This is a genomic window from Streptomyces sp. NBC_01268 (genome assembly GCF_036240795.1).
In the GTDB taxonomy this organism is placed as follows: domain Bacteria; phylum Actinomycetota; class Actinomycetes; order Streptomycetales; family Streptomycetaceae; genus Streptomyces.
Window position 1 is genome coordinate 7534297 of record NZ_CP108454.1, and the last position, 15244, is coordinate 7549540.

At 72.1% G+C, this 15244-nt stretch carries 7 protein-coding genes; 6 read left to right on the plus strand and 1 reads right to left on the minus strand.

The annotated features are described in order from the left end of the window. The first annotated feature begins 4 nt into the window (after positions 1–4). From OG309_RS33870 to OG309_RS33895, 6 genes are all read left to right on the plus strand, one after another. Positions 5–3379: a CARDB domain-containing protein gene (locus tag OG309_RS33870; RefSeq protein WP_329426801.1), complete on the plus strand. Its 3375-nt coding sequence runs from the start codon at positions 5–7 to the stop codon at positions 3377–3379. A 202-nt stretch (positions 3380–3581) separates the two neighbouring features. Beyond that, entirely contained in the window at positions 3582–7868 is a 4287-nt protein-coding gene (locus OG309_RS33875; RefSeq protein ID WP_329426803.1) for a discoidin domain-containing protein, read from the plus strand. A gap of 216 nt (positions 7869–8084) precedes the next feature. Then, a complete protein-coding gene (locus OG309_RS33880) occupies positions 8085–9500 on the plus strand; it encodes an extracellular solute-binding protein (RefSeq protein WP_329426805.1) in 1416 nt (471 codons plus the stop codon). An 83-nt stretch (positions 9501–9583) separates the two neighbouring features. Continuing rightward, positions 9584–10546, plus strand: coding sequence for a carbohydrate ABC transporter permease (locus tag OG309_RS33885; RefSeq protein WP_329426807.1), 963 nt, complete (start codon positions 9584–9586; stop codon positions 10544–10546). Between the two features lie 16 nt (positions 10547–10562). Further along, the gene (locus OG309_RS33890) at positions 10563–11438 is read left to right on the plus strand and encodes a carbohydrate ABC transporter permease (protein ID WP_329426810.1); all 876 of its coding nucleotides are present in this window, start codon (positions 10563–10565) and stop codon (positions 11436–11438) included. A gap of 60 nt (positions 11439–11498) precedes the next feature. Next, entirely contained in the window at positions 11499–13109 is a 1611-nt protein-coding gene (locus OG309_RS33895; protein ID WP_329426812.1) for a glycoside hydrolase family 13 protein, read from the plus strand. A 59-nt stretch (positions 13110–13168) separates the two neighbouring features. Here the strand turns inward: OG309_RS33895 and OG309_RS33900 are convergent, their stop codons facing one another. Beyond that, the gene (locus OG309_RS33900) at positions 13169–15124 is read right to left on the minus strand and encodes an ABC transporter permease (protein ID WP_329426814.1); all 1956 of its coding nucleotides are present in this window, start codon (positions 15122–15124) and stop codon (positions 13169–13171) included. Between the last annotated feature and the right edge of the window lie 120 nt (positions 15125–15244).

The window sequence follows — 15244 nt, forward strand, 5'->3', positions numbered from 1 at the left end:
CATTGTGTACGGACGACTGGCCAGACTGGTACGCCCGGTCACGGGGCTGCTGGCCGCGGCCCTGATCGCCCTCGGGCTCCTGCCCTTCACCGCGTCCGCCGCCACGGCGGCGGACCCCGACCTCGCCCTCGGCAGACCAGTCACGGCCTCCGGGACCCTCGGCGGCTACCCGGCGGCCCACCTCACCGACGGCAGCCAGGCCACCTACTGGGAGGGACCGGCCGGCGCCTTCCCGCAATGGGCGCAGGTCGACCTCGGCGCGGCGGTCCGCGTCGACCGCGTCGTCCTCAAGCTGCCCACCGGCTGGGAGGCCCGCGACCAGAACCTCGCCGTCCTCGGCTCCACCGACGGCAGCGCCTTCACCACCCTGGCCGGAGCCCGGGCCCGCCGCTTCGACCCGGCCGCCGCGAACGCCGTCACCCTCACCCTCGACGGCGGCCAGGTCCGCTACCTGCGGGTCCACATCAGTGCCAACACCGGCTGGAACGCGGCCCAGCTCTCCGCCCTGGAGGTCTACGGCGTGCCGGGCTCGGTCGAGCCCCCGCCCGGCGGCACCAACCTGGCCCGGGGCAAGCCGGTCGAGGCCACCTCCGTCACCCAGAACTACCAGGCCGCCAACGCCGTCGACGACTCCACCGGCACCTACTGGGAGTCGGCCGGCCTCCCGGCGAGCCTCACCGTGAAGCTGGGCGCGGACGCCGACCTCGCGGGCGTCGTCGTCAAGCTCGACCCCGACCAGGCGTGGGGGCCGCGCACCCAGTCCTTCGAGATCCAGGCCCGCGCCGCCGGCGCCACCGCCTTCACCACCCTCAAGGCCCGCGACGACTACGCCTTCAGCCCCTCCTCCGGACAGAACGCCGTGACCGTCCCCGTCACCGGCCGCTACGCCGACATCCGGCTCGCCTTCCACTCCAACACCGGCGCCCCCGGCGCCCAGGTCGCCGAACTCCAGGTCCTCGGCACCGCCGCCCCGGCTCCCGACCTCGTCCTCACCGACCTCACCTGGACCCCGGCCGTCCCCACCGAGTCCGACGCGGTCACCGTGCGGGCGACCGTCCGCAACGCCGGCACCGCGACCGCCCCCGCCTCCGCGGTCGCCGTCAGCGTCGAGGGCGCCGTCGCGGGCACCGGACCGGTCGCCTCCCTCCCGGCCGGGGCCTCCGCCACGGTCGACGTCCCCGTCGGGCGCCGCTCCGTCGGCGCGTACACCGTCTCCGCCGCCGCCGATCCGTCGAACGCCGTCCCGGAGCTCGACGACACCAACAACAGCCGGACCGCCGCCTCGAAGCTGACCGTCGGCCAGAGCCCCGGTCCCGACCTGACGGTCACCGGGATCACCGCCAACCCCTCGACCCCCGCCGCCGGCGCGCCCGTCTCCTTCACGGTCGCCGTGCTCAACCGGGGCACCACCGGCGCCCCGGCGGGCACGGTCACCCGGCTCGTCGCCGGCACCACCACGCTGAACGGCGCCACCGGCGCGGTCGCCGCGGGCCAGACCGTGAACGTCGCCGTCTCCGGCACCTGGACCGCGGTCGCCGGTGCCGTCGCCCTCACCGCCACGGCCGACGCCACCGGCACCCTCGCCGAGACCGACGAGACGAACAACGTCTTCAGCCGGTCCCTGGTCGTCGGGCGCGGGGCCGCCGTCCCGTACACCGAGTACGAGGCGGAGGACGCCCGCTACCAGGGCACCCTGCTCACCGCCGACCGCCTGCGCACCTTCGGGCACACCAACTTCGCATCGGAGTCCTCGGGGCGCAGCTCCGTCCGGCTCGACGCGAACGGGCAGTACGTCGAGTTCACCTCGGTCAACCAGGCCAACGCCCTCACGGTCCGCAACTCCGTCCCGGACTCCGCCACCGGCGGGGGAGCGGAGGCCACCCTCAGCCTCTACGCGAACGACGTCTTCGTGCGGAAGCTGACGCTCTCCTCGAAGCACAGCTGGCTGTACGGCACCACCGACGACCCGGAGGGACTGACCAACCGGCCCGGTGGCGACGCCCGCCGGCTCTTCGACGAGTCGCACACGCTGCTCGCCCGGTCCTACCCGCCGGGCACCCGCTTCCGGCTGCAGCGCGACAGCGACGACCGGGCCTCCTTCTACGTGCTCGACCTCGTCGACCTGGAGCAGGTGGCCCCGCCCACGACCCAGCCGGCCGGCTGTGTCTCCATCACCGAGTACGGGGCCGTGCCCAACGACGGCATCGACGACACCGACGCCCTCCAGCGGGCCGTCACCGCCGACCAGAAGGGCGAGATCGGCTGCGTCTGGATCCCGGCCGGGCAGTGGCGCCAGGAGCAGAAGATCCTGACCGACGACCCGCTGAACCGGGGGCAGTACAACCAGGTCGGCATCCGGGACGTCACCCTCCGCGGCGCCGGCATGTGGCACTCCCAGCTCTACACGCTGACGGCGCCGCAGGACGCGGGCGGCATCAACCACCCGCACGAGGGCAACTTCGGCTTCGACATCGACGCGAACACGCGGATCTCGGACCTCGCCATCTTCGGCTCCGGCACCATCCGCGGCGGCGACGGCAACGCCGAGGGCGGGGTCGGGCTCAACGGGCGCTTCGGCGCGGGCACGAAGATCAGCAACGTCTGGATCGAGCACGCCAACGTCGGCGTCTGGGTCGGCCGCGACTACTCCAACATCCCCGAGCTGTGGGGGCCGGGCGACGGCCTGGAGTTCAGCGGGATGCGGATCCGCAACACGTACGCCGACGGCATCAACTTCGCCAACGGCACCCGTAACTCCATCGTCTCGAACTCCTCCTTCCGCAACACCGGAGACGACGCCCTGGCCGTCTGGGCCAGCAAGTACGTCAAGGACACCTCGGTGGACGTCGGCCACGACAACCACTTCCGCAACAACACGATCCAGCTGCCCTGGCGTGCCAACGGGATCGCGGTCTACGGCGGCTACGGCAACACCATCGAGGGCAACGTGGTCTCCGACACCATGAACTACCCGGGGATCATGCTGGCCACCGACCACGACCCGCTGCCCTTCTCCGGACAGACCCTGATCGCCGACAACACCCTGCACCGCACGGGCGGCGCCTTCTGGAACGAGGACCAGGAGTTCGGTGCCCTCACCCTCTTCGCGCAGGGGCAGGACATCCCGGGCGTCACCATCCGGGACACCGACATCCTCGACTCGACCTACGACGGCATCCAGTTCAAGACGGGCGGCGGGAACATGCCCGGAGTGAGGATCGACGACGTCCGCGTCGACGGCACGGTCAACGGCTCCGGGCTCCTCGCCATGAGCGGGGCCCGCGGCAGCGCCACCCTGACCGGGGTGACCTTCGCGCACACGGCCGAGGGCGACGTCCTCGTCGAACCCGGCTCGCAGTTCGTCGTGAACCGCGGCTGAACCAGGGCCGGAGCGGCGGTCCGCGGAGGTGCGGACCGCCGCTCCGGCATGCCCGCGCACCGGCCCTGACGCCTTCTCGACTCGCCCTGCCCAGGCGGTAGACGGTCCCACGATCCTCTGGAACTCTCTGAGCGTCCCGCGCAAGTAGTCGACATTCTCGCGCGATTTCTGGACTACCCCCCTGAGTGAGAACCGAGGAGCGATGAGCATCCGCAACTGGAGATCACAGTGCCTGAGCGCCGTGATCGCGACGAGCCTCCTGGCGCTGGGCGGTCCCCTGACGCCCGCCCACGCCGCGGGCGGCCCCAACCTCGCCCTGGGCGACGCCACCGCGGCGAGCAGTGCGCACACCGAGTTCGGCGCCGCGAACATCACCGACGGCAACCAGGGCACGTACTGGCAGAGCTCCGGCTCCGCCCTCCCGCAATGGGTGCAGGCCGACCTCGGCACCGCCACCCGCATCGACGAGGTGGTGCTCAAGCTGCCGGCCGGCTGGGAGAGCCGCGACCAGACCCTCTCCGTCCAGGGCAGCGCCGACGGCACCGCCTTCACCACCCTGAAGTCCTCGGCGCGCTACGCCTTCACCCCGGGCGCCGGGAACACCGTGACCATCGCCTTCCCGGCCGCCCAGGCCCGCTTCGTACGGGTCGACATCACCGCCAACACCGGCTGGTCCGCCGCCCAGCTCTCCGAACTGGAGGTGCACGGCGCCGACGGCACCTCCCCGAACCTCGCCGCCGGCAAGACCCTCACCGCCAGCGGCCACACCCAGACCTACACGGCGGCCAACGCCAACGACGGGAACCGCGCCACCTACTGGGAGAGCACCGGCGGCGCCTTCCCGCAGTGGCTCCAGGCCGACCTCGGCGCCGCCCTGCGCGTCGACCGGGTCGTGCTGCGCCTGCCCGACACCTGGGAGGCACGCAGCCAGACCCTGAAGATCCAGGGCAGCACCGACGGGAGCTCCTTCACCGACCTGACCGCCGCGCAGGCCCACGCCTTCGACGCGGCGAGCGGACGCAGCGCGACGCTCACCTTCGGCGCCACCACCACCCGGTACGTCCGCGTCCTCGTCACCGCCAACTCGGTCCAGAACGCCGCCCAGTTCTCCGAGCTGGAGGTCTACGGGCCGGCGAGCGGCGACACCCAGGCACCGAGCGCCCCCGCGAACCTCGCCTACACCGAGCCCGCCTCCGGCCAGATCCGCCTGACCTGGACCGCCTCCACCGACGACACGGCCGTCACCGGCTACGACGTCTACGCCAACGGCGCCCTGCTGACCGGCCTCGCCGGGAACGTCACCACGTTCACCGACACCCGCCCGGCGAACCAGACGGTCTCCTACACGGTCCGCGCCCGGGACGCGGCCGGCAACCAGTCCGGCGACTCCAACACCGTCACCCGGATCGGCGACGCCGGCGACACCCAGGCGCCGACCGCCCCCGCGAACCTCGCCTACACCGAGCCCGCCTCCGGCCAGATCCGCCTGACCTGGACCGCCTCCACCGACAACACCGGCGTCACCGCCTACGAGGTCTACGCGAACAACGCGCTGCGCGCCACCGTCGCCGGGAACACCACCACCTACACCGACACCCAGCCCGCCTCCGCGACCGTCACCTACTCCGTCCGCGCCAAGGACGCGGCCGGGAACCGGTCCGGCGCCAGCAACGGCGTCACCCGCAACGGCAGCGGCGGCACCGGCTCCAACCTGGCCGTCGGCAAGGCGATCACCGCCTCCTCCACCGTGCACACCTTCGTCGCCGCCCACGCCAACGACAACAGCACCGCGACCTACTGGGAGGGCGCCGGCGGCAGCTACCCGAACAGCCTCACCGTGAAGCTGGGCGCCGACGCCGACCTCGACCGGCTCGTCCTGCGGCTCGACCCCGCCGCCGCCTGGGGCGCCCGCTCCCAGACCGTCGAGGTCCTCGGGCGCGCGCAGGACGCCACCGGCTTCACCGGGCTCGTCGCCGCGAAGAGCTACTCCTTCGACCCCGGCAGCGGCAACCAGGTGACGATCCCGCTCACCGCCCGCGTCGCCGACGTGCAGCTGCGCTTCACCGCCAACACCGGCGCCCCGGCCGGCCAGATCGCCGAGTTCCAGGTGATCGGCGTCCCGGCCCCCAACCCGAACCTGCGGGTCACCGGGCTGACCGTCTCGCCCGCCGCGCCCGTCGAGTCCGACCCGGTCACGGTGAGCGCGACGGTCCGCAACGACGGCTCCGCCGCCGCCCCCGCCAGCAGCCTCGCGGTGCGCCTCGGCGGCACCAGGGTCGCCACGGCCGCCGTCGGCGCGCTCGCCGCGGGTGCGCAGACCACCGTCACGGCGTCGATCGGCGCCCGGGACGCCGGCTCGTACGAGTTCGGCGCCGTCGCCGACGAGGCGGACGCGGTCGTCGAGCAGAACGAGACCGACAACACCTACACCAGCCCCACCGCGCTCGTCGTGCGGCCGGTGGACAGCTCGGACCCGGTCGCCGCCGCGGTGACCACCTCGCCGTCCAGCCCCTCGGCGGGCGACACCGTCACCTTCAAGGTCGCCGTCCGCAACCAGGGCACGGTCGCCACCGCCACCGGCTCCCACGGAGTGACGCTCACCCTGCTGAACGAGCAGGGCGGCACGGTGAAGACCCTCACCGGCTCCTACGGCGGCGCGCTGGCCGCCGGGGCGCGGACGGAGGTCGGCCTCGGGCCCTGGACGGCAGCCGACGGCTCCTACACCGTCCGCACGGTCCTCGCCGACGACGGCAACGAGCTGCCCGTGAAGCGGCAGAACAACACCGCGACCCAGCCCCTGTTCGTCGGGCGCGGCGCCGACATGCCGTACGACATGTACGAGGCGGAGGACGGCACCACCGGCGGCGGCGCGACCGTCGTCGGGCCCAACCGCACGGTCGGCGACATCGCGGGCGAGGCCTCCGGCCGCAGGGCGGTGAACCTGGACGCGACCGGGGAGTACGTCGAGTTCACCACCCGGGCCGCGACCAACACCCTGGTCACCCGCTTCTCCCTCCCCGACGCCCCGGGCGGCGGCGGAACCGAGTCGACGATCGACGTCTACGTCGACGGGGTCTTCAAGAAGGCCCTGTCGCTGACCTCGAAGTACGCGTGGCTGTACGGCTCCGAGACGGCGCCCGGCAACGCGCCGGGCGCGGGCGGCCCGCGGCACATCTACGACGAGGCGCAGCTCATGCTCGGCGAGACCGTGCCGGCCGGCAGCCGGATCCGGCTCCAGAAGGACGCCGCGAACACCTCCACGTACGCGATCGACTTCGTGAACCTGGAGCAGGTCGCGCCGGTGGCCAACCCCGACCCGGCCGCGTACGCGGTCCCGGCGGGCTTCACCCACCAGGACGTGCAGAACGCGCTGGACCGGGTCCGGATGGACACAACGGGAGCCCTGACGGGCGTCTACCTGCCGCCGGGCGACTACCAGACGGCGAGCAAGTTCCAGGTGTACGGCAAGGCCGTGAAGGTGGTCGGCGCCGGGCCCTGGTTCACGAGGTTCCACGCCCCCCCGACGCAGGACAACACGGACGTCGGCTTCCGTGCGGAGGGGACGGCGAAGGGCTCGCTGTTCAAGGGCTTCGCCTACTTCGGCAACTACACCTCGCGGATCGACGGCCCGGGGAAGGTCTTCGACTTCGCGAACGTCTCGGACATCGTCATCGACGACGTCTGGAGCGAGCACTTCGTCTGCCTCTACTGGGGCGCCAACACCGACCGGATCACCCTCAGGAACGCCCGGATCCGGAACCTCTTCGCCGACGGCGTCAACATGACCAACGGGTCGACGGACAACCTGGTGACCAACAACGACGCGCGGGCCACCGGCGACGACAGCTTCGCGCTGTTCTCGGCGATCGACGCGGGCGGCGCGGACATGAAGAACAACGTCTACGAGAACCTGACCAGCACGCTCACCTGGCGGGCGGCGGGCGTGGCCGTCTACGGCGGTTACGACAACACCTTCCGCAACATCCTGATCGCCGACACCCTGGTCTACTCCGGCATCACCATCTCCTCGCTGGACTTCGGCTACCCGATGAACGGATTCGGAACCGGACCGACGACCTTCGAGAACATCTCGATCGTGCGGGCCGGCGGGCACTTCTGGGGCTCGCAGACCTTCCCCGGCATCTGGGTCTTCTCCGCCTCGAAGGTCTTCCAGGGGATCAGGGTCGACCACGTCGACATCGTCGACCCCACCTACAGCGGGGTGATGTTCCAGACGAACTACGTGGGCGGGCAGCCGCAGTTCCCCATCAAGGACACCGTCTTCAGCGACATCTCCATCACGGGTGCGCGCAAGAGCGGTGACGCCTTCGACGCGAAGTCCGGCTTCGGCCTGTGGGCCAACGAGCTGCCCGAGTCGGGCCAGGGCCCGGCGGTGGGCGAGGTGACCTTCAACGGGCTGCGGATGAGCGGAAACGCCGTGGACGTCCGCAACACCACCTCCACCTTCACGATCCACACCAACCCGTAGTCCGGCCGGGAGGCCGGCTCCGGAGAGGCCGGCGCGCACCGTTCCCGACGGTCCGCGCCGCCTCTTCCGCATGCCGGGTTGCGCATCACTGTCGAGCATTTACGAAATCAGCGCGATATCTTGCGTTCACTTGTCGTCGGTGGTTGAGTGTGGCGCACCCCACCCACGCACCCGAGTTGGGGTGACCTCCACGTCCAGGCCCGAAGGGGACCACCCATGAGAAGTGCCCGGCTCCGCCGTACCCGCAGACCCGCCGCGGTCGCCCTCGTCTCCGCCCTCGCGCTGACCGCGCTCGCCGCCTGCGGCACGAGCAGCAGCAGCAGCGACGACGGCGACGCCGGAGCCGGCGCGCCCTCGGACCCCTCGAAGCCGCTCGACCCCAAGACCAAGGTCACGCTCACCATCGACTGCATGCCGCCGGCCGCCAAGGCCGCCGAGCTCAAGGAATGGAAGGCGGACGTCGCCGAGTTCAACAAGACGTACCCGAACGTCACCATCGAGGGCCGCTCCACCCCCGGCCAGTGCCTCGAACCCCCGCGCTTCACGGCGATGCTCAAGGCCAAGTCGCAGCCGGACGTCTTCTACACGTACTTCACCGACCTGCCCCAGGTGCTCTCCGAGGACGGCGCCGCCGACATCACCGCCTACGTCAACCCGGCGTCCGTTCCGGCCCTCAAGGACATCGACACCGACGTCCTCGGCTCCCTCAAGCACGACGGCAAGCTGTACGGCCTGCCCACCAGCAACTACACGATGGGCCTGCTCGTCAACCGCAAGCTGTTCAAGGACGCCGGCCTCGACCCCGACAACCCGCCGCGCACCTGGGACGAGGTCCGGGCCGCCGCCAAGAAGATCGCGGGCCTCGGCGACGGCATCGCGGGCTTCGGCGAGTACAGCGCCGGCAACACCGGCGGCTGGCACTTCACCGCCCAGATGTACAGCCTCGGCGGCGACGTCGTCGACGCGAGCGGCAAGAAGGCCGCCTTCAACGACGAGCTCGGCCGGAAGGTCGCCAGGAACCTCCACGCCATGCGCTGGGAGGACGACAGCATGGGCAAGACCCAGCTGCTCAAGTGGGGCGACCTCCAGAAGCAGATCGCCACCGACAAGCTGGGCATGTTCCTCGCCGCCCCCGACGACATCGCGTACATGGTCCAGCAGCTCGGCGCGACGTACGGGAACTTCGGCATGGGCCCGATCCCCGGCGGCCGGAACACGCTCGCCGGCGGCAACAACTACATGGTCAAGAAGGGCATCTCCGGCGACAAGATCAAGGCCGCCGTCGCCTGGCTCAACTTCAAGAACCTCACCGTCGGCAAGGGCCAGTTCGACTGGGCCCGCGCCAAGACCGACGGCCTCCCGGTCGGCGTCCCACAGCCCAACTTCTGGCTGAACGGCTCCAAGGCCGAGGACGACGCCAACCGCGTCCGGAACGCGACCATGCCGGTCGCCAACTTCAAGTCCTTCATGGACAACCCGGTCGCCGGCAAGGCCGAGCCGCCGAAGGCCCAGGAGGTCTACAAGGTCCTGGACAACGTGATGTCCGCGCTCCTCACCAACAAGGACGCCGACATCGACAAGCTGCTCGCCACCGCCGAGACCCAGGTCAACCAGGTCCTGTCCCACCAGTGACCCGCCCGGGCGGCGGCGGACCCGCCGGGTCCGCCCCGCCCGTCAGCACCCTCCGCAGCGGCACCCAGCACCAAGGAGCGACGATGCCGGCCCTCAGCACGATCCCGAGCGAGGCGGGAGCCCGCCCCCGCCCCGCGCCTCCCGGCGAACCCGCCCCCCGCCGGGCCACCGGACACCTCGCCAAAGCCCTGCGGCGCAACCTGACCGCCCACGGCTTCCTCATCGGTGCCGTCCTCTGCTTCGCGGTCTTCTCCTGGTACCCGATGGTCCGCGAGTTCCTGCTCGCCTTCCAGAAGACCGAGAGCGGCCGCACCACCTGGGTCGGCCTCGACAACTTCCGCACGGTCGCCGACGACCCCGCCTTCTGGCAGGCCTGGGGCAACACCCTCCTGTTCACCGTCCTCGCCCTGGTCCTCGGCTTCGCCGTCCCCTTCGTCGCCGCCCTGGTCATCAACGAGTTCCGGCACGCCCAGAGCTACCTCCGGCTCCTCGTCTACCTGCCGGTCATGCTGCCCCCGGTCGCCTCGGTCCTCCTCTTCAAGTACCTGTACGACCCCGGCTACGGGCTCCTCAACGAACTCCTCGGCTTCCTCGGCCTGCCCGAACAGCAGTGGCTCCAGGACCCGGACATCTCCATGCTCGCCGTCGTCATCGCCTCGACCTGGATGAACATGGGCGGCGCGACCCTCATCTACCTCGCCGCCCTCCAGTCCATCCCCGGCGAGCTGTACGAGGCCGCCGAACTCGACGGCGCCGGCCTGCTCCGCAAGATCTGGCACGTCACCGTCCCGCAGACCCGGCTCGTCCTCTCGCTGATGCTGCTCATGCAGGTCATCGCGACCATGCAGGTCTTCGTCGAGCCGTTCCTGCTCACCGGCGGCGCCGGACCCGAAGGATCCACCACCACCGTCGTGTACCTCATCTACCAGTACGCCTTCAGCTTCAACGACTACGGCGCCGCCGCCGCCCTCGGCCTCATGCTGCTCGTACTCCTCGCCGGGTTCTCGGCGGCGTACGTCAAGCTCAGCCGCGCCGAGGACGAGTAGGACCGGGGAGACACACATGTCCACACGCACGCTCATCGCACCGGCGCGGCTCGCCCGGCCCGGCGGCAAGGCCGCCTACCGGATCGTCCTCGGCCTCGTCCTCCTCGGCTCCACCCTGGTCTTCCTCGGCCCCCTCTACTGGCTGGCGTCGAGCGGCTTCAAGGACGCCCAGGAGGTCGTCCAGACCCCGCCCACCCTCGTCCCCGGCTCCTTCACGCCGGAGAACTACACCCGGGCCTGGGAGGTCATGGACCTCGCCACCCTCCTCCTCAACACCCTCTACTACGCCTTCGGCGCGCTCGCCTTCCAGCTCGTCCTGGACGTTGCCGCCGCCTACTCGCTCTCCAAGCTGCGCCCCGTCCTCGGCAAGGCCGTCCTCGGCATGATGCTCGCCACCCTGATGATCCCGGCGACCGTCCTCGTCGTGCCCCAGTACCTCACGGTCCTCGACGTGCCGATCGTGGAACGCAACCTGCTCGACAGCCCCTGGGCGATCTGGCTCCCGTCCGTCACCAACGCCTTCAACATCTTCCTGCTGAAGCGCTTCTTCGACTCCATCCCCAAGGAACTCCTGCACGCCGCCTCCATCGACGGCGCGGGCCCTCTGCGGATCCTGTGGTCGATCGTCCTGCCGATCTCCCGGCCGATCCTCGGCGTCGTGTCGATCTTCGCGGTCGTCGGCGTCTGGAAGGACTTCCTCTGGCCGATGCTGACGCTCCCCGACCCCACCAAGCAGACGCTCAACGTGGGCATCTACTCCCTCTCCAACGGGGTCCCGGTCAACGTCCTCATCGCCGCCCTCACCATCGCCTCGCTGCCGACGCTCATCGTCTTCCTGGTCTTCCAGCGGAACATCATGAGCGGCCTCACCGCCGGCGGCCTCAAGGGCTGACCGCCCCGCCGCCCCCACCCCTCACCTCCGCCGCGCACCCCTGCCCGAAAGGACCCTCACGTGGCAGCCCCCAACCCGTCCCGCACCACCGACTGGTGGCGCGACGCCGTCATCTACCAGGTCTACCCGCGCAGCTTCGCCGACGGCGACGGCGACGGCACCGGGGACCTCGCGGGCGTCCGGGCGCGACTGCCCCACCTCGCCGAACTCGGCGTCGACGCCGTCTGGTTCACCCCCTGGTACGCCTCCCCGATGGTCGACGGCGGCTACGACGTCGCCGACTACCGCGCCATCGACCCCGCCTTCGGCACCCTCGACGAGGCCGAGAAGCTCATCGCCGAGGCCGCCGCACTCGGCCTGCGGGTCATCGTCGACATCGTCCCCAACCACGTGTCCGACCGGCACGCCTGGTTCCGGGCCGCCCTCGCCGCCGGGCCCGGCAGCCCCGAGCGCGCCCGCTTCCACTTCCGCCCCGGCCGCGGCACCGACGGCGAACTCCCGCCCAACGACTGGCCCTCCCAGTTCTCCGGCAACACCTGGACCCGCGTCCCCGACGGCGAGTGGTACCTGCACCTCTTCACCCCCGAACAGCCCGACCTCAACTGGGCGCACCCCGACGTGCGCCGCGAACACGAGGACGTCCTCCGCTTCTGGTTCGAACGCGGCGTCGCAGGCGTCCGCATCGACTCCGCCGCCCTCCTCGCCAAGGACCCCGGACTCCGCGACTTCGTCGAGGGCGTCGACCCCCACCCGTACATCGACCAGGACGAGATCCACGACGTCTACCGCTCCTGGCGCGCCATCGCCGACATCTACGGCGGCGTCTTCGTCGGCGAGGTCTGGCTCCCCGACGCCGAACGCTTCGCCCGCTACCTCCGCCCCGACGAGCTCCACACCGCCTTCAACTTCAACTTCCTCGCCTGCCCCTGGGAACCCGGACGGCTCCGCCGCACCATCGACGACACCCTCGCCGAACACGCCCCCGTCCACGCCCCCGCCACCTGGGTGCTCTGCAACCACGACGTCACGCGCACCGCCACCCGCTACGGCCGCGCCGACACCGCCTTCGACTTCGCCACCAAGCGCTTCGGCACCCCCAGCGACCTGGAGCTCGGTACCCGGCGCGCCCGCGCCGCCGCCCTCCTCACCCTCGCCCTGCCCGGCTCCGTCTACCTCTACCAGGGCGAGGAACTGGGCCTGCCCGAGGCCGACATCCCCCCGGACCGCGTCCAGGACCCGATGCACTTCCGCTCCGGCGGCACCGACCCCGGCCGCGACGGCTGCCGGGTGCCCCTCCCCTGGGAGGCCGAGGCCCCCGCGTACGGCTTCGGCGCCGGCCCGGGGGAGCCGTGGCTGCCGCAGCCCGCCGACTGGGCCCGCTACGCCGTCGACCGGCAGAACGCCGACCCCGACTCCATGCTCACCCTCTACCGCACCGCCCTCGCCCTGCGCCGCACCGTGCCCGGCTTCGGCGACGGCCCCCTCACCTGGCTCCCGGCCGCCGACGGCGTCCTCGCCTTCACCCGCACCCAGGGCCTGACCTGTGTCGTCAACCTCACGCACACCCCCGCCCCCCTCCCGCCCCACACCGAACTCCTCCTCACCAGCGGCCCGCTCACCCCGGACGGCACCCTGCCGCCGGACACGGCGGCCTGGCTCCGGGCCGACTGAACCGGCGCCTGCCGCCGGGGTACGGGGACACCGGCGGGGGTGGGGGTGGGAGTGGGCGGTCAGAGGACGACGACGGTCGTCTCCGTCGCCTTGACGCTGGACCAGACGGCCACCCCGTCGGCGAGGCCGAGTTCGGCGGCGGCCTGCGGGGTGATCTCCGCGACGAGGTCGGGCGCCGCGTCCGAGGTGATGAGGACCCGCAGCCTGCTCCCGCTCGCGGTGATCTCGCGGACGGTCCCGGGCCAGACGTTACGGGGGCTGCCGGCCGGCCTCTCCCGGTGCAGGGACACCGCCTCCGGCGCGACGATGGCGAGGGCGGGGCTGCCGGCGGGCGGCGGCTCGGCCGCGACCAGGGTGCCGCCGCCGTCGAGCGCGAGTCCCTCGGCGGTGGCCGTGCCCGGCCAGGCGTTGCGGCCGAGCATGCGGGCGACCCAGGGGGAACGGGGGTGGCGGGTGACCTCGGCCGGTGCGGCGTCCTGGAGGGCGCGCCCGTCCTCCAGGACGAGGACGCGGTCGGCGAGGGACACCGCCTCGACCGGGTCGTGCGTGACGATCAGGCAGACGCCGCCGAACCCGGCGAGGTGGCTGCGCAGCGTGTGTCGCACATGGGCCCGGGTGGTCTGGTCGAGTGCGGCGAGCGGCTCGTCGAGGACGAGGAGCCGGGGGCGGGCGGCCAGCGCGCGGGCCAGGGCGACGCGCTGGGCCTGCCCGCCGGAGAGCTGGGCGGGGCGGCGCTGAGCCAGGTGCCCGACACCGAGGCGGTCGAGCCAGGCCTGCGCCTCGCGCCGGGCCTCCGCCCGCGGTACGCCCTGGGCGCGGAGGCCGTACGCGGTGTTGGCGAGCGCGGTCAGGTGCGGGAAGAGCGCGCCGTCCTGCGGGACCCAGGCGACCCGCCGCCGGTGCGGCGGCAGGGAGGTGACGTCGGCGCCGCCGAGGGTGAGCTCCGCGTGGGCGCGCGGAGTCAGCCCCAGCAGGGCCCGCAGCAGCGTGGTCTTGCCCGCTCCGTTCGGACCCACGACGGCGATCGTGGTGCCGGGTTCGGCGTCGAGGGTGAGCCGCGTGAAGCCGCTGACCTCGGCGTGCAGCGGCCAGCGTTCGCCGGACGGCGAGACGGCGGGCGGCGTGCCGTCGACCGCCGGGGCGGCGGCCTGGGCCGGGGCCGGGGCGGCGTCCGTGTCGGGCGCGGGCGGCTCGCGGCGGGCCCGGTCCGTCGGGGTGCCCGTCCAGCGCCCCCGCAGGGCGATCAGCACCCCCATGGCGATGGCGAGGAGCAGCAGCGAGACCGAGGTCGCGGCCTCGGGCGCGTCCTGGAGCAGGAGATAGACCTGGAGGGGCAGGGTCTGGGTGGTGCCGGGCAGGTTCCCGGCGAAGGTGATGGTCGCGCCGAACTCGCCGAGCGCCCGCGCCCAGGTCAGCGCCGCGCCCGCGACGACCCCGGGCGCCACCATCGGCAGCGTGACGGTGAAGAAGACCCGCACCGGTGACGCACCCAGCGAGGCCGCCGTCTCCTCGTACCGCGGCCGCAGCCCGCCCAGCGCGCCCTCCAGGCTGATCACCAGGAAGGGCATGGCGACGAACGTGGCCGCGAGGACGGCGCCGGAGGTGTGGAACGGCAGCGTGATCCCGAAGGTCGACTCCAGCCAGGGCCCGAGGAGCCCGCGCCGCCCGAACGCCAGCAGCAGCGCCACACCGCCGACGGTCGGCGGCAGCACCATCGGCAGCAGCACGAGCGAGCGCACGAACGCCTTGCCGCGGAAGGGCACGCGGGCCAGCAGCCAGGCCAGGGGCACCCCGAGGAGGAGGGACAGTCCGAGGGCGTAGAAGGAGACGAGAAGGGACAGCCGCAGGGCCTCGACGGTGCCGGGCGAGGTGAGGTGGGTGGCGAGTTCGCTCCACTCGGTCCGTACGAGGATGCCGAGGAGAGGCAGTCCCAGGAACGCCACGGCCGCCAGCGCGGGCAGCGCCAGCAGGAGGGGCGGACGGGCGCCGGACGTACGGAGGCCTGCTCGTTTCATCGATGGATCCCGATGTGCGCTCTGGTGGGTCACGGCTTCCGGAAGCCGGTGTCCTGGAGGATCTTCACGGCTTCATCTTCGACACCGTAGGGCGCTCGGCCTCGCATCTGCAAGAAACCC

What these genes read in the sequence shown, in the direction of transcription:
- OG309_RS33875 (WP_329426803.1), top strand. Translation starts at nt 3,582, where the DNA reads ATGAGCATCCGCAACTGGAGATCACAGTGCCTGAGCGCCGTGATCGCG.
- OG309_RS33880 (WP_329426805.1), top strand. Translation starts at nt 8,085, where the DNA reads ATGAGAAGTGCCCGGCTCCGCCGTACCCGCAGACCCGCCGCGGTCGCC.
- OG309_RS33885 (WP_329426807.1), top strand. Translation starts at nt 9,584, where the DNA reads ATGCCGGCCCTCAGCACGATCCCGAGCGAGGCGGGAGCCCGCCCCCGC.
- OG309_RS33890 (WP_329426810.1), top strand. Translation starts at nt 10,563, where the DNA reads ATGTCCACACGCACGCTCATCGCACCGGCGCGGCTCGCCCGGCCCGGC.
- OG309_RS33900 (WP_329426814.1), bottom strand. Translation starts at nt 15,124, where the DNA reads ATGAAACGAGCAGGCCTCCGTACGTCCGGCGCCCGTCCGCCCCTCCTG.